At 58.1% G+C, this 18,520-nt stretch carries 16 protein-coding genes and 2 pseudogenes; 13 read left to right on the top strand and 5 right to left on the bottom strand.

Annotated elements, in window-relative coordinates:
• The first annotated feature begins 96 nt into the window (after nt 1-96).
• Both I9H09_RS08290 and I9H09_RS08285 read left to right on the top strand, forming a co-directional pair.
• Nucleotides 97-1,329, top strand: coding sequence for a zinc-dependent alcohol dehydrogenase (locus I9H09_RS08290; RefSeq protein ID WP_122325087.1), 1,233 nt, complete (start codon nt 97-99; stop codon nt 1,327-1,329).
• A 12-nt stretch (nt 1,330-1,341) separates the two neighbouring features.
• Nucleotides 1,342-1,566 (top strand): PLD nuclease N-terminal domain-containing protein, encoded by a 225-nt coding sequence (locus I9H09_RS08285; protein WP_024670177.1) that lies wholly within the window; start codon nt 1,342-1,344, stop codon nt 1,564-1,566.
• Between the two features lie 50 nt (nt 1,567-1,616).
• On the opposite strand, the gene I9H09_RS08280 is transcribed toward I9H09_RS08285, so the two are convergent.
• Nucleotides 1,617-2,348: an aspartate/glutamate racemase family protein gene (locus I9H09_RS08280; RefSeq protein WP_054990838.1), complete on the bottom strand. Its 732-nt coding sequence runs from the start codon at nt 2,346-2,348 to the stop codon at nt 1,617-1,619.
• 10 nt (nt 2,349-2,358) lie between these two features.
• Complete coding sequence (locus I9H09_RS08275) at nt 2,359-3,078, bottom strand: GntR family transcriptional regulator (RefSeq protein ID WP_055004288.1); 720 nt, start codon at nt 3,076-3,078, stop codon at nt 2,359-2,361.
• 343 nt (nt 3,079-3,421) lie between these two features.
• Between I9H09_RS08275 and I9H09_RS08270 the strand changes: the two are divergent.
• From I9H09_RS08270 to I9H09_RS08250, 6 genes and pseudogenes are all read left to right on the top strand, one after another.
• Nucleotides 3,422-4,885 (top strand): annotated as a pseudogene (locus I9H09_RS08270) (NCS1 family nucleobase:cation symporter-1).
• 263 nt (nt 4,886-5,148) lie between these two features.
• Nucleotides 5,149-7,230: a hybrid sensor histidine kinase/response regulator gene (locus I9H09_RS08265; RefSeq protein WP_005889950.1), complete on the top strand. Its 2,082-nt coding sequence runs from the start codon at nt 5,149-5,151 to the stop codon at nt 7,228-7,230.
• Nucleotides 7,220-7,558 carry a hypothetical protein gene (locus I9H09_RS08260; protein ID WP_032618566.1) on the top strand — a complete coding sequence of 113 codons (339 nt, stop codon included), beginning with the start codon at nt 7,220-7,222 and terminating at the stop codon, nt 7,556-7,558. Before I9H09_RS08265 ends, I9H09_RS08260 begins: the two co-directional genes overlap by 11 nt.
• Nucleotides 7,559-7,706: 148 nt before the next feature.
• Nucleotides 7,707-8,741 (top strand): annotated as a pseudogene (locus I9H09_RS27110) (HAMP domain-containing protein); the annotation flags it as partial.
• A gap of 15 nt (nt 8,742-8,756) precedes the next feature.
• Nucleotides 8,757-9,596 carry a methyl-accepting chemotaxis protein gene (locus I9H09_RS27105; protein ID WP_371903657.1) on the top strand — a complete coding sequence of 280 codons (840 nt, stop codon included), beginning with the start codon at nt 8,757-8,759 and terminating at the stop codon, nt 9,594-9,596.
• Nucleotides 9,597-9,713: 117 nt separating this feature from the next.
• On the top strand, nt 9,714-10,508 hold the full coding sequence (locus I9H09_RS08250; protein ID WP_053480553.1) for an NYN domain-containing protein: 795 nt from the start codon (nt 9,714-9,716) through the stop codon (nt 10,506-10,508).
• A gap of 52 nt (nt 10,509-10,560) precedes the next feature.
• Here the strand turns inward: I9H09_RS08250 and I9H09_RS08245 are convergent, their stop codons facing one another.
• On the bottom strand, nt 10,561-11,424 hold the full coding sequence (locus I9H09_RS08245; protein ID WP_005889938.1) for an alpha/beta hydrolase: 864 nt from the start codon (nt 11,422-11,424) through the stop codon (nt 10,561-10,563).
• 117 nt (nt 11,425-11,541) lie between these two features.
• On the opposite strand from I9H09_RS08245, the gene I9H09_RS08240 reads away from it, so the two are divergent.
• From I9H09_RS08240 to I9H09_RS08225, 4 genes are all read left to right on the top strand, one after another.
• Complete coding sequence (locus I9H09_RS08240) at nt 11,542-12,138, top strand: TetR/AcrR family transcriptional regulator (protein WP_053480552.1); 597 nt, start codon at nt 11,542-11,544, stop codon at nt 12,136-12,138.
• Nucleotides 12,139-12,389: 251 nt separating this feature from the next.
• Entirely contained in the window at nt 12,390-13,472 is a 1,083-nt protein-coding gene (locus I9H09_RS08235) for an alkene reductase (protein ID WP_248972602.1), read from the top strand.
• Between the two features lie 48 nt (nt 13,473-13,520).
• The gene (locus I9H09_RS08230) at nt 13,521-14,309 is read left to right on the top strand and encodes an SDR family NAD(P)-dependent oxidoreductase (RefSeq protein WP_053480550.1); all 789 of its coding nucleotides are present in this window, start codon (nt 13,521-13,523) and stop codon (nt 14,307-14,309) included.
• A 102-nt stretch (nt 14,310-14,411) separates the two neighbouring features.
• Complete coding sequence (locus tag I9H09_RS08225) at nt 14,412-15,224, top strand: oxidoreductase (RefSeq protein ID WP_122347847.1); 813 nt, start codon at nt 14,412-14,414, stop codon at nt 15,222-15,224.
• 25 nt (nt 15,225-15,249) lie between these two features.
• Here the strand turns inward: I9H09_RS08225 and I9H09_RS08220 are convergent, their stop codons facing one another.
• Entirely contained in the window at nt 15,250-16,494 is a 1,245-nt protein-coding gene (locus tag I9H09_RS08220; RefSeq protein WP_122347846.1) for an MFS transporter, read from the bottom strand.
• Between the two features lie 78 nt (nt 16,495-16,572).
• Nucleotides 16,573-17,250, bottom strand: coding sequence for an RraA family protein (locus I9H09_RS08215; protein WP_122347845.1), 678 nt, complete (start codon nt 17,248-17,250; stop codon nt 16,573-16,575).
• A 226-nt stretch (nt 17,251-17,476) separates the two neighbouring features.
• On the opposite strand from I9H09_RS08215, the gene I9H09_RS08210 reads away from it, so the two are divergent.
• Nucleotides 17,477-18,460, top strand: coding sequence for a hydroxyacid dehydrogenase (locus I9H09_RS08210; RefSeq protein WP_236502255.1), 984 nt, complete (start codon nt 17,477-17,479; stop codon nt 18,458-18,460).
• Nucleotides 18,461-18,520: the final 60 nt, after the last annotated feature.

Genomic DNA, 18,520 nt, shown 5'->3' with positions numbered 1-18,520 from the left:
TAGTCCCAGGCTCGATTAATCTCGCTGAACCAAAAAAAAACCCGCGGTTCCTCTTTAGTAACGGAACAAACCTTCTGGTGCTAACGAGGATAAAACATGAGAGCTCTGACTTATCACGGCGCGAACAGTGTAAAGGTCGACACCGTGCCGGACCCCGTAATACAAGAAGCCGACGACATCATCCTGAAAGTGACGGCAACAGCCATTTGTGGTTCGGACCTGCATTTGTATCGCGGCAAGATTCCGACGGTCGAGCATGGCGATATATTCGGTCACGAGTTCATGGGCATCGTGGAAGAGACCGGCTCGGCAGTGACTGCAGTGCAAAAAGGTGATCGCGTAGTGATCCCTTTCGTGATCGCCTGCGGCAGCTGTTTTTTCTGCAACATCGATTTGTACGCGGCCTGCGAAACCACCAACACCGGGCGCGGTGCGATCATGAATAAAAAGTCGATTCCGCCAGGCGCGGCGCTGTTCGGCTTCAGCCATTTGTATGGCGGGATCCCGGGCGGTCAGGCCGAGTATGTTCGTGTACCCAAGGCAAACGTCGGCCCGTTCAAGGTGCCTGGCACACTGTCTGACGAAAAGGTTCTGTTCCTCTCCGACATCCTGCCCACTGCCTGGCAGGCGGTGACCAATGCGGGCATCGGCCCAGGTTCAAGCGTGGCCATCTATGGCGCTGGCCCGGTCGGCCTGATGAGCGCTGCGTGCGCGAAAATGCTCGGCGCACAGCGTATCTTCATGGTCGATCACCACCCATACCGCCTCGCCTACGCGCAGAAGACCTATGGCGTGATCCCGATCAATTTCGACGAAGACGACGACCCGGCTGACACGATCATCCGCCAGACGCCCGGCATGCGCGGCGTCGATGGCGTGGTGGATGCCGTAGGTTTCGAAGCCAAAGGCAGCACGACTGAAACCATTCTGGCCACCCTGAAGCTGGAAGGCAGCAGTGGCAAGGCCTTGCGTCAGTGCATCGCTGCGGTAAGACGCGGTGGTGTGGTCAGCGTGCCGGGCGTCTACGCAGGGTTCATTCATGGCTTCATGTTCGGCGACGCGTTCGACAAGGGCCTGACTTTCAAGATGGGTCAGACCCATGTACAGCGTTTCCTGCCCGAATTACTGGAACACATTGAAGCGGGCCGACTTGAACCTGAAGCCATCATCACTCACCGCATGTCGCTGGAAGATGCGGCGCTGGGTTACAAGCTGTTCGACAAGAAGGAAGAGGATTGCCGCAAGGTCATTCTGACGCCGGGTAATAACACAATTGTGGTGCCGGACAGAGAAACCGAAACGCTGGTGGGCGGCATACCGGCAGTCTGAAGGAGGCACGTCATGGAAGCGCTAAGTGTGTTCTGGATCGCCGCGGCGATCATCGTTGTGTTGCTGGACGTCTGGGTAATCTACAGCGTCTGGCGCTCGACCAAGACGCCAGGCACCAAGGCTGGCTGGACACTTCTGGTGTTGGCTTTACCGATAATCGGTGCCGGTATCTGGGGCATCAGCGGGCCGCGTGGTGTGGTGCAGGCGCCTGCATCGAGCAAACACAGCAGTGGCTGACAGGTGAAGTGCATGCCGACACATTCGTGTCGGCATGCGCCACTTTCACGTCATCGGCTCAAATACGCGAACCGTCCCTTGAATGGCTTGCCGATAGGGTCAGCCAGATCCCCATGCTTGCTGGTGGTCAGCCTCAGGTCGACCAGCGATTCCGCCAGTTTCACAGCTGCAGCCACACCATCGATGACCGGCAGACCAATTGCTTCGCTCAACTGCCGGCCCAGATCAGCCATGCCGCCGCAGCCCAGCACGATGGCACCGGCACCTTCCTGGTCACGGGCCATGCAAGCCTGTTCAGCCATCCGCTCGATCAGCTCCAGTCCACCGTCTTCAAGCGCCAGCACTGGCAAATCAATGCAGCGCACTGACGTACACAGGCCACTGAAGCCATAACGCTGCAACAGATGTTCGGCGATGATTCGGGTGCGGGTCAGCGTCGTGACCACTGCAAAACGAGTCGAAATCAAGCTGGCCATGTGAAACGCCGCCTCGGCAATGCCGATCACTGGCGCGCTGGCGTATTCACGCGCGGCCAACAAGCCAGGGTCGCCAAAGCAGGCGATGATGTGCGCATCGACGTTTTGCTCGCGCCCCTTGCGTATCTCTTCAAGCACGCCAAGGGTCGCGATGGCTTCGTCGAAATGCCCTTCGATAGACACCGGGCCGTCCTGCGGGCTGCACGCCAGAATCTGCGTACCGGGGCGCGCAACGGTTTGCGCTGCCAGCCCGATCTTGTCGGTCATGGCTTCGCTGGTATTGGGATTGATCACTTGAATACGCACCGGAACTCCTTCAGCGTCGTTTGAAGATGCTATGAAAATCGACTGCCTCGCTGGCCGGCGCATCCACATTCAGGCTGGCCCGGATGCGTCGCAGGTGCTCGGCCATCCACTCGCGCGCCTGCTCGCCCTGCCCGGCTTCGAGCAACGTCAGCAAGTCAACATGCTGACCACAATCACACCCAACACTGCGCCGCGAACCGTACACCGCCACAACCAGCGATGAGCGCTTGGTGAGCTGTGCCACTTGTTCGGTCAATACCTGATTGCAGGCCAGCGCGCACAGTTGCACATGAAAACGCGCCGACAGCTGGATGGCTTCGCTGTGACGACCTGCATGCTGGGCTTCGTGCTCCTGCTCGCAGAGCGCTCGCAGTGACTCCAGCCGCTGACCAGCGACCCGCGCAGCAATGCTGGCCATCAGCGCAGGCTCGATCAGTTGCCTGGCCCCCAGTACATCCTGGGCCTCCTGCGCCGACGGCTGCGCAACTTCAGCGCCACGCTTGGGCCGCAAGGTGACGAGCCGTTCCAGTGCCAGACGCTGCAGAACCTTGCGAATACCGGTCCGGCTGACCTCGAAAACCTCGGCCAGTGCGTCTTCAGGCAAACGCGTGCCCGGTGCCAGCCGGTGTTCGACGATGGCTTCCAGTACATGTTGATAAATTTGCTCGTCACGGCCTTTTTCATCGGCAGAGGGCGTGAGGAACAAAGGGGCGCTGGCAGGTCGGGTCATAACTACTAATCACTTGCGTGGCACAAATCGTATACAAGAATAGTGCCCGATGTGGGGCAGGATGAGTAGCGCTATCTGGGCGACTGCGTCAGCAGGTCAAAAGGCACACGCGTGCAAATCGCACCGCAACCGCGCAAAAGCGCCCTGTTTACGTGCAGTTCCGGCATTCCTTATCACTGGGTCGAAAAGAGCTTTTATCGGCCCGAATCGCCAACCAGCAGAGTCTGCGTTGCCTTGAAGCCAGCTAAAAACCCTCTGGCACATCTTTTGCGTACACGATCGTATACAAAAAAACAGGCGATCGTACCCCGATCTCTTCCCGACTCATCGAGGGAGTAGCGCAATGACACAACAACGCCCGGCCGGTTATAGCCCGCGCCTGCATAACAATGACCTGGGGCCGGTGCCACAGAAATGGACCTGGTACAACATCCTCGCGTTCTGGCTGAGTGACGTACACAGCGTCGGCGGGTACGTGTTCGCCGCCAGCCTGTTTGCGCTCGGGCTGGCCAGCTGGCAGGTACTGATCGCCTTGTTGGTCGGCATCTGCATCATTCAGGTGATCGCCAACCTGGTCGCCAGACCCAGCCAGCAGGCGGCCGTGCCCTACCCTGTCATCTGCCGGCTTGCCTTCGGTGTGTTCGGGGCCAATATTCCCGCCATCATTCGCGGCCTGATCGCCGTGGCGTGGTACGGCATACAGACGTACCTGGCATCCAGCGCGCTGGTCATCGTAGTGCTACGTTTCTTTCCGGAGCTGGCCAGTTACCAGAGCATGACCTTTCTGGGTCTGTCATGGCTTGGCTGGTTCGGTTTTCTGGCGTTGTGGGTGGTCCAGGCAGCTGTATTCTGGACCGGCATGGAGTCGATCAGACGCTTCATCGACTGGGCCGGCCCTGCTGTGTATGCGGTGATGTTTGCGCTGGCGGGCTGGATTGTCTGGCGCGCAGGCTGGGACAACATCAGCTTTACCCTGGCTGAAAAAGAGTTATCCGGCTGGGCCGCATTCGGTCAGGTGGTCATGGCCATCGCCCTGGTGGTTTCGTATTTTTCCGGCCCGACTCTGAATTTTGGCGACTTCAGCCGCTACTGCCGCAGCATGGCAGACGTGCGCCGCGGCAACTTCTGGGGCCTGCCGGTGAACTTCCTGGCGTTCTCGCTGGTGACCGTGGTGATCGTTTCCGGCACCTTGCCGATCTTCGGCGAGATGATTCACGACCCAATCGCCACTGTGGCGCGCATCGACAACACCACTGCAGTGCTGCTTGGCGCCTTTACCTTCGTCACCGCCACTGTCGGCATCAACATTGTCGCCAACTTCGTCTCCCCGGCCTTCGACTTCGCCAATGTGGCACCCAGCCGCATCAGTTAGCGCGGGGGAGGCATGATCGCCGCCGTGGCCTCGATCTTCATCACCCCATGGAACCTGTTCAACAACCCTGAAGTGATTCACTACACGCTGGACGTGCTGGCTGCGTGCATCGGCCCGCTGTTCGGCATTCTGCTGGTGGATTACTACCTGATCAAAAAACAGCAGATAGATGTCGATGCCTTGTTCGATGACACGCCGAGCGGCCGTTACTGGTACACCAATGGCGTGAACTGGATTGCGGTCAAGGCCTTGCTGCTGACTGCGCTGGTGGGCCTGTGCTTCACCTTCATCGAATGGTTCAGGCCCATCGCCAACTTTGCCTGGTTTACCGGCTGCATTCTGGGCGGGGCAGTCTTCTACGCGCTGACCCGCTGGTCACCTGAGCAGGCCGCGAACGCGCCAGCGGCGGTTGGCCAGCAGCACCAGGCCCTGTAAAGAAGTCGGCGAACGGCGTGCGAGCCTGTGTCAGGTATGGCCTGAAACGCCTGCCTTGGCACAGGCCACACAAATTAAGGCGCAGAGGGGATTGATATTAATTTAACATCACGCATAGTCTAAGGTCATTGGATGATCAAGTGTCACTGACTCCTTGTACGAACGGATGCACAAAATAGAATAAATTTTGTACAACTTTCACGCCGCTGCGCTGCCCTATGACTGAGGCTTAGCGAACCAGGCGTTCAAGTGGGTTGATAGTGATGAGCAATGATGTGTCCGGTGGCAGGCCTTTTGCCCCCCAATTAGACCGAACTTCTGCGCAGGAATCTGCCGAGCGGCTGCAACTCGCCCTGGATTCAGGGGCCGTGGTCGGCACGTGGGTGTGGGACGTGGTTGCGGACAACCTGACTGGCGATGAACGGTTTGCCCGCACCTTCGGCCTGTGCCCGAAACTGTGCGCCAGAGGTTTGCCTCTGAACAAAGTAATGTCTTCCATACACCCTGAAGACAAAGCCAGCGTCCAGCAAGCCGTCGAACAAGCACTGCGCAATGGCACCGCCTACCGATACGAATACCGCGTGCTTCACGAGGACGGTGTTTATCGTTGGGTTGAGGCGAGCGGACGGCTTGAGCGCGACATCAACGGCAACCCGGTTCGCAGCCTCGGCATTCTGCTGGACATCGACAGTCGTCGCACTGCCGAGGTAGAGCGAGACAGGCTGAATGAATTGCTGCGCGTGTTCACAGCTGCAGTACCTGGTGTTGTCTACGCCAAGGACCTCGAAGGCAGAATGCTCGTGGCAAACCGCGGTACGGCGGAGCTGATTGGCAAGCCACCCGAGTTTTTTATCGGCAAGACCGACCTGGAATTTCTCGATGATCAGGATCAGGCGCGGACTCTCATGGAGACTGATCGCCGGATCATGACGAACAACGCCTGCGAACAGATAGAAGAGCACGTCAATCTTCCTGACGGCTCTGCCGCTATCTGGCTGTCCACCAAAGCACCGATGCTTGATGGCAACGGTAGCGTGATCGGCCTGATTGGCTCGTCAATTGACGTGACCGCCAGGAAGAAAGCCGAAGAGGCTGTCAGAGAACTCAATCAAACGCTGGAACAGCGCATCGAACAAGCTGTGCTGGAGCGCGAGCAGGTTGAAGATGCCTTGCGCCATTCTCAGAAAATGGATGCCGTCGGACAACTGACTGGTGGCATTGCCCATGACTTCAACAACTTGCTGGCGGGTATTTCGGGCAGCCTTGAGCTGATCACCAAACGTCTTTCGCAAGGGCGCGCTGGCGAAGTCGATCGCTATCTGTCTGTAGCGCAGAGCGCAGTGCGCCGCGCCGCATCACTGACGCATCGCTTGCTGGCCTTCTCGCGCCGCCAGACGTTGTCTCCGAAAGAGACCGATGTGAATGCGCTGATCAAGGATATGCAAGAGCTGATCACGCGCAGCGTCGGCCCTGAAATAGATATCAAAGTGGTTGCCCAGAATGACTTGTGGCCCGCGCTGATCGATCACGCGCAGCTGGAAAGTTCGTTGCTGAACCTGTGCCTGAACGCCCGTGACGCGATGCCGAACGGTGGCCGTATTCTCATCGAGACTGCAAACGCTTCACTCGATGAATGCATCGACCCCGATCACGGCATTCCGGCTGGCGAGCACCTGAGCATACGCGTCACTGATACCGGCAGCGGCATGAGCCCCGAGGTGGTTGCAAAGGCCTTCGAACCGTTCTTCACCACCAAACCCATTGGTGCCGGAACCGGACTTGGGCTTTCGATGGTCTACGGTTTCGTTCGCCAGTCTGGTGGGCAGATAAAAGTTGAATCCGTTGCAGGCCAGGGCACCAGCATCGTGATGCATCTGCCACGCCACGTGTCCGGCGTCGCTCTGAGCGACATCAAGCCGGAAACACTGGAAGAGCCTGCGGATCGTTCTGGCGAAACAGTGCTTGTGGTGGACGACGAGCCGTCAGTGCGCATGCTGGTGACCGAAGTAATCACCGGCCTTGGTTACACCTGCATTGAAGCCGCCGACGCCCAGTCCGGCCTGCAGATTCTCAAGTCGGACACGCGCATTGACCTGCTGATCAGTGACATAGGCTTGCCCGGTGGCATGAACGGCAGGGAGATGGCCGATGCTGCGTGCGAATACCGCCCCGGACTGCCCACACTGTTCATTACCGGGTATGCCAAGACTTCCGTGCTTGACGGTTGCCACCTGCGACCTTGTACACAAGTGTTGACCAAGCCCTTCGGCCTGGACGCGCTTGCAGGGCGAGTGAATGGGCTGATAGGCGCCGCCGAAACGATTAGCCAGGGTTATGTGCGCTGAGCGCAGCCAGGTGAGGCACGGCACGCCCGACGGCCGGTATTTTGTGGTCAAAGGACAGCTCTGGCGGTGCTCCAACCCTTCTTTGAGCGAAGACGTTCGCCAGCGACTGGTGAACGGACTGATGGCTGCGCGGCGCGCGGTCAAGACTGCCAAAGCGTCTGGAGACGCGAACGCACTGAAGGCTGCGCGGGCCGACGTCAATCAGGCCAAGGTCGCGCTTGGAGAACGCGGGGATGTCTGGTGGACAGATGGCGCCGAGGACTTCAATCGGCGCAAGGTGGGAAATACGCCTTATGCCGAGTGGTATGAACGACTGAGTGACGGTTAACGCTGAAACCATTCATCAGAAAACCTGAATGCGCGATTTGTTATATGACACACGACATTCATAAATAAGAAACATTGCCGATAACCCGCCTGCACCGCCCCGCTCCACACTACTTCTGCGCAATAGCTTTTTGAAGGCATCTCCCGACATGACAAAGTCTCTGAAATTCAGCCATAAAATTCTTTTGGCGGCGTCTCTCGTCGTCATCGCGGCATTCACTGCGTTCACGTCCTACAACGACTACCTGCAACGCAATGCGCTTCACGAGCAACTCAAAGAGAGCCTGAACCAGACGGGTGAAGGCACCGCTGGCAATATACGCAACTGGCTGTCAGGGCGAATTCTTCTGGTGGAAAACCTGGCGGAAAACGCCGTTGTTCCCCAGTCTGAGGAACAACAGAAATTCGCACTCGGCCAGCCCACGCTGCTCGCCACGTTCATGAGCATCTACCAGGGCAAGACGGACGGTTCTTTCGTCACTCAGCCGCCTGATGACATGCCTGCCGATTACGACCCGAGAACCCGCACCTGGTACACCGGAGCCATCGGCGCAGGCAAGACTACCCTGACCGAACCCTATCTGGATGCGGTGACCAAAGGGCTGATCGTCACCATCGCGACACCGGTAAAAAGCGCTGCGGGCGTGACAGGTGTAGTGGGCGGTGATCTGAGCCTGGAAATCCTGGTAGAGATGATCAGCTCGCTTAAACTGCATAACGACGGCTATGCCTTTCTGGTCGATTCGACCGGACGCATTCTTGTTCATCCGGATACTTCTCTGGTCATGAAGACGCTGGCGGAGGTCTACCCGGCTCATACGCCTGAGCTTTCCGAGGAGATCAGCGAGAGCGAGCGCGCCGGGAAAACGCAGATCCTGACCTTCGCCCATGTGGACGGGCTGCCCTCGGTCAACTGGTACGTGGGCGTGGCGATGGACAAAGACACTGCTTTCGCGGCACTGGGTGAGTTCAGAAACTCGGCCATCGTGGCCACTGTCATCGCAGTGGTATTGATCATTCTTCTGCTGGGCATGCTCCTGACCGTGCTGTTGCGACCGTTGAACCTGATGGGCCGCGCCATGCACGACATCGCTGCCGGCGAAGGTGATCTGACCAAGCGCCTGACGATTCAGAGCGAAGACGAGTTCGGCTATCTGGGCAATGGTTTCAATCTCTTTGTCGAGCGAATCCACGACTCGATGCGAGAAGTAGCCTCCTCGACCGTCCAACTCAACGAAGTTGCCCAGCGGGTGGTGAATGCCTCCAACTCGTCGATGCTCAATTCCGATCAGCAGTCCCACCGCACCAACAGTGTGGCTGCTGCCATTAATGAGCTGGGTGCGGCCACGCAAGAGATCGCACAGAATGCCGCGCGTGCCTCTGGCCATTCCAGCGACGCCCGCACCCTGGCTTCGGACGGTCAGGAAGTGGTCGGCCAGAACATTGCGGCAATGAGTCGTCTGTCCAGCCGAATCAGCAATGCAAGTGCGCAGATTGAAACGCTCAATACCAAGACAGCCAACATCGGCCAGATTTTGGAAGTGATTACCGGTATCTCCCAACAGACCAACCTGCTGGCCCTCAACGCTGCGATCGAGGCGGCCCGTGCTGGTGAAGCAGGACGAGGTTTTGCCGTTGTTGCGGACGAAGTCCGCAACCTCGCACATCGAACCCAGGAATCGGCGAGCCAGGTGCAAGAGATGATCGAGCAACTGCAATCCGGGGCTCGCGAGGCAGTTGCAATCATGAACGAAAGCCAACGAGAAAGCGTTGAGACTGTCGGCATCGCCAACAAAGCCGTTACAAGCCTGGAAACAGTGACCGATCGTATTGGCGAAATCGACGGCATGAACCAGTCGGTGGCAACGGCCACAGAAGAACAGACTGCAGTCGTCGAGGCCATTAACGTCGACATTACCGAAATAAATACACTGAACCAACAAGGCGTCGAAAACCTTAACGCTACGTTGCGTGCCTGCACTGACCTCGAACAGCAATCGACACGCCTGACTCAACTGGTCGGAAGTTTCCGTATCTGATGTTCCACGTGCTGCTGCCGGAGCAATTCTGGCAGCGAGCCGAGTTAAACATGTTTTAAAAAACAGCCATCATCACTCGTTTGAAGGTAGGGTAATGCTTTCATACGAGTGTTATTCATGGCCCTTCAGACCCCCAACAGTTCGCAAAAACACCTCGCCGTACTGATTGACGCCGATAACGCCCCGGCCGCCATTGTCGACGGCCTCTTTGAAGAGATCGCCAAGTATGGCGTTGCCAGTGTCAAACGTATTTATGGCGACTGGACCGGCCCGCAACTTGGCGGCTGGAAGAAAGTCCTGCTCGACTATTCCATCCAGCCCATTCAGCAATTCGCCTATACCAAAGGCAAGAATGCGACCGACAGTTCGTTGATCATCGATGCAATGGACCTTCTCTACACGCGCCGTTTCGACGGTTTTTGTCTGGTCTCCAGCGACAGTGACTTCACTCGCCTGGCCTCACGTCTGCGCGAAGAAGGCCTGACCGTTTATGGGTTTGGCGAGGAAAAGACACCCCGGCCATTCGTGGCGGCCTGCGACAAGTTCATCTATATAGAACTGCTTCGTGAAGAGCAGCCTGTGCCCGTCAGCGCAGATGCCACGCCGGATGCAACTGCAACTTCCGGCAACGTCAAAGCTGCCGCTGCCGAGCCAAGCAAGAAGCCCAAGGCCCCAGTGGAGTTCATCGCGAAAATCATGGACGACATCGCCGACGAGGACGGCTGGGCGCACCTGAGTGCACTCGGCACGAACATCACCAAACTGCGACCGGAATTCGACCCGCGTACCCACGGCTATAGAAAGCTGAGCGATTTGATCAAGGGCCACTCGCACGCCTTCGAGTTACAGGCCAGAACAAGCGCAGGCGGAACCGCGGTGCTGTACGCGCGGCATAAAGTGCAAAGCAAGTGATGTTCATCAGGCAGCCGGTCACTGGCTGCCTTTCACGCGCAGCCGCAGACCATCAATGATTATCCGGTGTCAGAAACTTCATGGTTTCGGCAATAACCGAGGGATGATCAATCAGCCGATTGTGCCCCAGACCTTCGGTGGTAAAGAGACGTGCTCCCGGCCATAGTTTTGCGAACAGAGCGCCCTTTTCCCACGGCGTTTCACGATCACGCCGGTCATGAATAACCAATGCGGGACTTTTGAGCAAAGGCAGTCGCGGGCGGGCATCGTAGTCCGCAAAACGTTGGCCGGTCAGCGAATGCAGGACCCCTTCGAAGGGGTCGAACACCTTATGCGCAACACCGACGGTATCGAACAGTTGAAACACGCTCTCCGTGGGTGCCAGAAACGGCGCAATTATCACAAAGCGCTCGGGACGCCACTGCTCCTCTTGAGCGAAGACAATGGATGACGCTCCCAGCGAGTGTGCTATCACAGCGGCAGGTTTCCCGAAGTGGCGACCCACGCGTTGCTGAACGTCTACGAACTGGGTCATATGGCTGATGTGACCTGCGCTCAAGCCATGTGCGGGCTGATCAAAACCTACCACCGCATAACCCATTGACCGCAACGACGGTATCCAGCCGATGAATCGCAACGCATAGCTTGACCAGCCGTGAGCAAGCAGCACATAAGGCTGACTCGACGGGTCGCCCCACACGTAGGTTTGAATCCTGAGCCCGTCCAGCTCCAGCGTGCTGCTTTTTACATCCGGCGCCGCGCTCAAGGCGGCTGCCGCCTGGGAACGCCCGGCTGCCTGCGGCGTGACGAAACGTCGAGCGAGATATCTTCCTGTGATGCCCGGTAGAATACGGCTGGCAAGCATGAAACCGCCACGCAGCATAAACATTCGAAGCCTGTTGATGATCTTGCTCATTGGGATTCACCGCGTCGACCAGAAGACTTGGCGCCATTAGAGCAGCCCATCTTGTCACCGACAAGATAGAGTGAATCAACAGACCATAACTTTTATTTCATGATAGGGGAGCCTCACATGTCGACGTCCGAGACCTCGCGGGCCTACCACCACGGCAATCTGCCAGCAGTCCTGCGCCAGGCGGCGTGGGACATCGTGGGCGAATCTGGCGTGCGGGCCATGTCTCTGCGCGAGTGCGCCAGACGAGCCAATGTCTCTCACGCGGCCCCCGCTCACCATTTCGGCTCTCTGGAAAACCTGTTGGCTGAGGTGGTGGCAGATGGTTACGAGCGCATGGCGAATTTCATCCTTGCTGCGCAGCAAGATCTTGAGGACACCGTACTGGGCTGCGGCATAGGCTACGTGAACTTCGCCAAAAGCTACCCGGAGCATTTCCGGTTGATGTTTGGCGCTGGCGTAAACCGGACACTGCCCAGGCTTCTCGAGTCAGGCGAAACCACGCTGCAATTGCTTCGCCAGTCGATACGCAGCGCCTGGATCGAAAAAAACGGCACCGAACCTGATACGCAGGTGCTGGAGCAGCGTACCTTTTCGGCCTGGAGTACCGCACATGGCTATGCATCGCTGACGATCGACAGAAAGATAGATGAACCCTCCTCCGTGTCCGCCGAGTCGATATTCAAACCGATGGCCGTTTTCCTGCTTACACCATAAAGCACACGGAGCACGGATCGCTCAATCCGCCACTCCCCCCTGAAAGCGAACGTCACTGTAACCGCGTCCATGAACGGGGGAAGGCGGTTCAGGTGTGCGTACGATCTGCCTTCCCCCTCACCTCAATCTTCGCCAATCACCAGGCAAATACGAGCTTTCGGAATTTTTGATGCCACTCAACATCAATGCGTTGACTTTTTAGAGTTTGATCGTAATCATAAGCACCATCCCCTCCTCTGGAAGTCGACACAATGTCCGAGAAAACGCTTTTTGAAACCTTTGCCTTGGATCACATGACACTCGCGAACCATATCGTGATGGCGCCGCTCACTCGCAACCGTGCGGGTGCAGGTCTGGTCCCTACAGACTTGGCGGTGACTTACTACGCCCAACGCGCTTCTGCCAGGCTGATCATTACCGAAGCGACGCAAGTCTCAGCTCAGGCGCAGGGTTATCAGGACACTCCAGGCCTGTACACGGCCGAGCAAATCGCTGGCTGGCGCAAGGTCACAGATGCCGTGCATGCCAAGGGCGGACACATTTTTGTGCAGCTTTGGCACGTAGGCCGCGTATCCCACGTTGACCTGCAGCCGGGCGGCGCAGCGCCGGTTGCCCCCTCCGCGATCCGCGCTCAGACCAAAACCTTCGTCAATAACGGTTTCGCAGACGTTTCCGAGCCTCGCGCGCTGGAGCTGAACGAGCTGCCGGGCATTGTGGACGACTTCCGTCAGGCGGCGGCGAACGCCATCGCTGCGGGCTTCGACGGCGTGGAGATTCACGGTGCCAACGGTTACCTGCTCGATCAGTTCATCAAGGACAACGCCAACGTGCGTACCGACGCCTACGGCGGCTCGATAGAGAACCGGGCACGCCTGCTGCTGGAGGTGGTCGGCGCCGTGGTGAAGGAAATAGGTGCGCAGCGCATCGGTGTCCGGATCTCGCCGGTTTCTCCAGCCAATGGTGTGTCCAGCAGCGACCCGCAAGCGCAGTTCGACTACATCGCACAACAGCTCGGTGAGCTGGGTATTGCCTATATGCATGTGGTGGAAGGCGCGACCGGCGGCCCGCGTGATGTTGCGCCGTTCGATTACGACGCACTGCGCCAGCGCTTCAAGCACACCTACCTGGCCAACAACGGCTACGACCTGACGCTCGCTACCGCCCGCGTCAACGCGAACCAGGCGGATCTGATCGCCTTCGGCCGTCCGTTCATCAGTAACCCTGACCTGGTCGAACGCTTGAAAACAGGCGCGCCACTGGCAGCGCTCAACCAGGCGACGCTTTATGGCGGTGGCGCCGAAGGCTACACCGACTACCCGCCACTCAACGGCTGAAACACGTCGCTGCACTGCCCCGCGGCGTATTTTTAAAGGACATTCTCGATGACAACACTTTCCACTGTACTCATCACCGGCGCCTCCAGCGGTATCGGTGCCGTCTATGCCGAACGGTTTGCCCGCCGTGGTCATGACCTGGTGCTGGTCGCCCGCGACAAGCAACGTCTAGATACGCTGGCTGCGCGCCTGCGCGAAGAAAACCAAGTGGCTGTGGAGGTGCTTCAGGCTGACCTGACCGAGCCTGCGGACCTTGGCGCACTCGAGATCCGCCTGCGCGACGACGCCCGAATCGGCGTGCTGATCAATAACGCCGGCATTGCCCAATCCGGAGGGCTCGTCCAGCAGAACGCCGAAGCCATCGACAAACTGATAGCGCTTAACATCACCGCGCTCACGCGTCTTGCCGCCGCCGTAGCGCCACGCTTTGCGCAATCAGGCACCGGGGCGATCGTGAACATTGGCTCGGTGGTGGGCTTCATGCCTGAGTTCGGCATGTCCATCTACGGTGCCAGCAAGGCCTTCGTGCTTTACCTGTCGCAAGGCATGCACCTGGAGCTGTCGCCCAAAGGGGTCTACGTGCAGGCGGTATTGCCAGCAGCCACCCGCACCGAAATCTGGGAGCGCGCAGGGATCGACGTCAACACGCTCTCTGAGGTAATGGACGTTGCGGAACTGGTCGATGCGGCATTGCTCGGTTTCGACCGACGAGAGCTGGTGACCATTCCGCCGCTGCACGTGGCGGGCCGTTGGGATGCGCTGGAAGGCGCGCGTCAGGGCCTGCTGTCGGACATTCAACAAGCCAGGGCCGCAGAGCGTTACCGGCCAGACGCCTGAGGACTGGACTCGTATCCGAGCCTGTTTTTAACTCAGCAACATCGAGCGCAGCCACTTTTCGTACATTGCCCAAGGCTGGCCTGCCCAACGCCGGAGTATCAGATGAATCAGTTTTCCGAAAAAATCGCAATCGTAACGGGTGCGTCCTCCGGTATTGGCAGGGCGATTGCCGAGGCGCTTTCGCAGGCAGGCTATACGGTATTTGGCACAAGTCGCAAAACCGGCGACAGTCCTCAGCAAGTGTCGATGCTCCCTTGCGATGTGACAGATGATGAGTCTGTCAGCGCTCTCGTATCCTCGGTACTTGCCCAGACCGGGAGGATCGACCTGTTGGTCAACAACGCTGGCATCGGTCTGCTGGGTGGCGCCGAAGAGTTTTCGATTCCGCAGGTGCAGGCACTGTTCGATGTCAATCTGTTCGGCGTCATCCGCATGATCAACGCAGTGCTGCCGTCGATGCGGCAACGTGGCCAAGGGCGCATCATCAATATCGGTTCGATTCTGGGAGTGATACCTGCGCCCTACTCGTCTCATTATTCGGCGGTCAAACACGCGCTGGAAGGCTATTCGGAATCTCTCGATCACGAGATTCGGGCCTTCAATATCAGAGTCTCGGTCATTGAACCTGCATTTGTAAGAACCGTTTTCGATCAAAACGGCATCGAGCCGGATTCACGATTGAAGGAGTACGACCAGGCGCGAGCCGGGTTCAAGGCACTGTTGGCCGATGTGATGCCCAAAGCCGACCTGCCGGAAGTCGTGGCGGCTGTCGTGCTGAACGCCGCAGGCGATACCAGCCCCAAACAGCGTTACACGGCCGGCAAGGCGGCACGACAAATCAGCATCCTGCGTCGCTTCGCCCCCGCCGGGCTATTTGATAAAAGCCTGCGCAAGCAATTCCGCTTGCCGACCTGAACCACAGCGCTCCGACCGCAGCCACTTAACGTGCAAAGCCTGGTGAGCGCTTCGCGAACCAGTAGGCATCGGCGATAAAAAACAGCGCCAGCAGGGCACCGCTGATGCCCAGGGTCGCGGGCGCGCCCAGCGCCGCCGCACACAGCCCGGCCAAAAGGCCGCCAATGGCCTCGAAGCCAAACCTCATCGCGATATAGAACGAGATGATGCGCCCACGAAGCTCAGATGGCGCCTGGCTTTGCAGCAACATGTTGGTGCTGACGTTACTGGCGGTAATGCCGAAACCCACCAGCGCCAATAGCCCCAACGCGGCCGTCAGCGGAAGACTGAAACCCAGCCCGAGCATTGCGACTGAACAGCTGACTACAGCCACCGAGATGAACACTTGAAGCCGATCAAGCGACCCGCCTAACGCAAGCATCAGCGTGGCAATAAATGCGCCCGCCCCGGCAGCACCCCACAACCAGCCCAGTGTCTGCGCGTCACCGGCGTAGTCGGTTTTTGCCAGGATGGGCAGCAGTACCGCGTAGTTCGAGGCCAGCAGGTTCACCGCGACGACGCCGATAATCAAACGACGGACGCTCATCGTGCGCCAGATGTAATTCAGGCCCTCCTTGAACATCTCGCCTGTCGAGCCTGTGGCCCTCGCGACAGGCGCTATTTTCGTTCTGCTCAAGCTGACCAGCAGCAACGTGAAGGCGATGGAGGTCATGAGAAAGCACGCGCCTTCACCACTGAGCGTAATGAGCACGCCTGCCAGGGGTGGGCCAATGAACCGGGCAGCATTGATAAGCATGGCGTTGAGTGCCAATGCATTTGGGAGGTCGGACGGTTTTGGGACAAAGCTTGCAATGAGTGCCTGCCGCAAGGGTGTTTCCACAGCGTTCAGCAACCCAAGGATCAACGCCATGACGATCATTGCGACATCCGTCAGCCAGCCTGTCCAGGCGAGCACAGCCATGCAAAACGACTGCACAGCCAGCAGCCCTTGAGCCCAGATCAGAAGCTGGCGCTTGTCATGCCGATCGATCCAGGCGCCAGCCAAAGGCCCCACCACCAACTGCGGCGCCAACATCAGAAACGTCAGAAGCCCCAACAATAACGCGGAAGATGTCAGGTGGTAGGCCAACCAGGATAACGCGACCTGCTGTACCCACTTGCCGAGGGTAGAGATGGCCTGGCCGGCAAAATAAATCTGGAAATTTCGATGCGCCAATGCCCGAACAGGGCCGGGCCAGCGCGTCGATGCTGAATCTGGGGAAGATTGCATGGAGCCCTCACATAAAGCCCTTCGCGCTCAACCCCTGGCAAGCTGGAGATCGTGCGCGAAAGGCACGATTACACCAGCTCATTCTGGAAGCTGGCAGCCTTTTTTCTTCAATGATTCAAGTACCCAGGAGCGATCATTTTCGCCCTTGGCGATCTGCTCCAGTTGCTTTTGCTCTGCATGATGCTTGGCTGCTGCCCGGTCATACACCTCTGCAACCTGGTCGTAAGGGACACACAGCAAGCCGTCGTCATCGCCTATCACCAGATCCCCCGCCTCGATGACCATGCCGTCGATGGCGATCGGGACATTGATTTCGCCTGGCCCGTCTTTATAAGGACCCCGATGCGATACACCAGCTGCAAACATCGGGAAGTCGCGTGCACCGATGCTGGCGGCATCACGGATGGCGCCGTTGATGACGATGCCAGCCACACCACGTTTTACAGCATAAGCCACCATCATTTCGCCAATCAGCGCGTTAGTCAGGTCGCCCCCGGCATCCACCACAATCACGTCGCCCGGCTGAGCAATATCAATAGCGTAATGCAGCATCAGGTTGTCACCCGGACGGGCCTTGACCGTCAAGGCCGGCCCGGCGAGAACGCCCGCACGGTGCATGGGGCGCAGCCTGGACCCGCCAGCGGTCATCCGGTTCATCGAGTCACTGACATTGGCCACCGGAACATCGCGGTAGCGGGCGACCCATTCCGGGCTGACTTTGCGGGCTGCACTGAGAACTCTGAATCCGATCGTCATGTGGCTTTTCTCTCTTGAAATTATTGGATGCGGCCAGGCACTAAACCAAATAACAGAATGACATTTCATTTTAACAGGATCAATAGGCGGATACCCAAATAAAAACCACTCATCAAGATTATCAATTCATCTATATTGCAACGACATTTCATTATGGTAGGGTTCAGCCAGGTGCAGATGTCTTCTCGACGCCGCACACGACCTCTATAAAAACAAGGTATCGATCATGAATCGGAAGATCCTGCTGACAGGCCCCGAACTGGCAGCCGATGCGATGGCCTACGCCGCATCTCAAGGCATTACCATCATCCCCACCACGCCCTACATGCCCGCCGAAGAGCTGACTGCAATAATCCGTGACGAACAACCTCACGCGATCATCGTGCGCCAAGGCAAGCTGACCAAGGACATGATCCAGGCCTCAGGCAATCTGAAAATCATTGCCAAGCATGGTGTGGGTTACGACACCATCGACATTCAGGCGGCGGCTGACAGCAACATTCCCGTGACAATCGCACTCGGTGCCAATGCCCAATCGGTTGCAGAACATGCCTTTGCGCTGATGTTCAGTGTGGCTCGCCAGACAGCGGCACTTGATGCCCACATGCGCGCGGGGCATTGGGACAAGGCAACGGCCAATGGGGTCGAGCTTTTTGGCAAGACGCTGGGCCTGGTAGGCCTGGGCTCTATTGGCAGCATCCTGATGGAACTGGTTGCTCCGTTGCGCATGAAAGTGAAAGTCTTCGATCCCTACCTCAAGACGCTTCCTGATCGCGATTACGTCGAGCGTGAAACCGACTTCAACAACCTGCTGGCAACCAGCGATGTCATCAGCCTTCACTGCCCGCTGACTGACGACAACGGCAACCTCTTCGGCCGCGAACAATTCGAGCGCATGCGCCCTTACAGCATTCTTATCAATACTGCTCGCGGAGAACTTGTCGACACTGCTGCACTGGTCGAAGCCCTGAAGACAGGTCAGATCCTGGGCGCCGGGCTGGACACTTTCAACCCTGAACCACCGCCTGCAGACAGCCCTTTGTGGAGCCTCGCAAACCTGGTAGCAACACCTCACGTGGGCGCCAATACCACCGATTCCCGTGATCGGGTCGGACTGCTGGCCGTTCAGCAGATCGTCAGCGTTTGGGCAGGTGGCGATCTGGATCCGCGCTGCATCGTCAACCGACGCTTGCTATCGGCTGAAGCCTGACGTTTCACGACCGGATCGGCATTCCCGAACCGGCGATAACCTGCACACCGATTCTCCAAA

The organism is Pseudomonas tremae (assembly GCF_023278125.1).
Lineage (GTDB): Bacteria > Pseudomonadota > Gammaproteobacteria > Pseudomonadales > Pseudomonadaceae > Aquipseudomonas > Aquipseudomonas tremae.
The sequence above is the reverse complement of the archived record's forward strand: the minus strand, read 5'-3'. Positions and strand labels throughout refer to the sequence as shown.

What these genes read in the sequence shown, in the direction of transcription:
- I9H09_RS08290 (WP_122325087.1), top strand. Translation starts at nt 97, where the DNA reads ATGAGAGCTCTGACTTATCACGGCGCGAACAGTGTAAAGGTCGACACC.
- I9H09_RS08285 (WP_024670177.1), top strand. Translation starts at nt 1,342, where the DNA reads ATGGAAGCGCTAAGTGTGTTCTGGATCGCCGCGGCGATCATCGTTGTG.
- I9H09_RS08275 (WP_055004288.1), bottom strand. Translation starts at nt 3,078, where the DNA reads ATGACCCGACCTGCCAGCGCCCCTTTGTTCCTCACGCCCTCTGCCGAT.
- I9H09_RS08265 (WP_005889950.1), top strand. Translation starts at nt 5,149, where the DNA reads ATGAGCAATGATGTGTCCGGTGGCAGGCCTTTTGCCCCCCAATTAGAC.
- I9H09_RS08260 (WP_032618566.1), top strand. Translation starts at nt 7,220, where the DNA reads ATGTGCGCTGAGCGCAGCCAGGTGAGGCACGGCACGCCCGACGGCCGG.
- I9H09_RS27105 (WP_371903657.1), top strand. Translation starts at nt 8,757, where the DNA reads ATGCGAGAAGTAGCCTCCTCGACCGTCCAACTCAACGAAGTTGCCCAG.
- I9H09_RS08250 (WP_053480553.1), top strand. Translation starts at nt 9,714, where the DNA reads ATGGCCCTTCAGACCCCCAACAGTTCGCAAAAACACCTCGCCGTACTG.
- I9H09_RS08245 (WP_005889938.1), bottom strand. Translation starts at nt 11,424, where the DNA reads ATGAGCAAGATCATCAACAGGCTTCGAATGTTTATGCTGCGTGGCGGT.
- I9H09_RS08240 (WP_053480552.1), top strand. Translation starts at nt 11,542, where the DNA reads ATGTCGACGTCCGAGACCTCGCGGGCCTACCACCACGGCAATCTGCCA.
- I9H09_RS08235 (WP_248972602.1), top strand. Translation starts at nt 12,390, where the DNA reads ATGTCCGAGAAAACGCTTTTTGAAACCTTTGCCTTGGATCACATGACA.
- I9H09_RS08230 (WP_053480550.1), top strand. Translation starts at nt 13,521, where the DNA reads ATGACAACACTTTCCACTGTACTCATCACCGGCGCCTCCAGCGGTATC.
- I9H09_RS08225 (WP_122347847.1), top strand. Translation starts at nt 14,412, where the DNA reads ATGAATCAGTTTTCCGAAAAAATCGCAATCGTAACGGGTGCGTCCTCC.
- I9H09_RS08220 (WP_122347846.1), bottom strand. Translation starts at nt 16,494, where the DNA reads ATGCAATCTTCCCCAGATTCAGCATCGACGCGCTGGCCCGGCCCTGTT.
- I9H09_RS08215 (WP_122347845.1), bottom strand. Translation starts at nt 17,250, where the DNA reads ATGACGATCGGATTCAGAGTTCTCAGTGCAGCCCGCAAAGTCAGCCCG.
- I9H09_RS08210 (WP_236502255.1), top strand. Translation starts at nt 17,477, where the DNA reads ATGAATCGGAAGATCCTGCTGACAGGCCCCGAACTGGCAGCCGATGCG.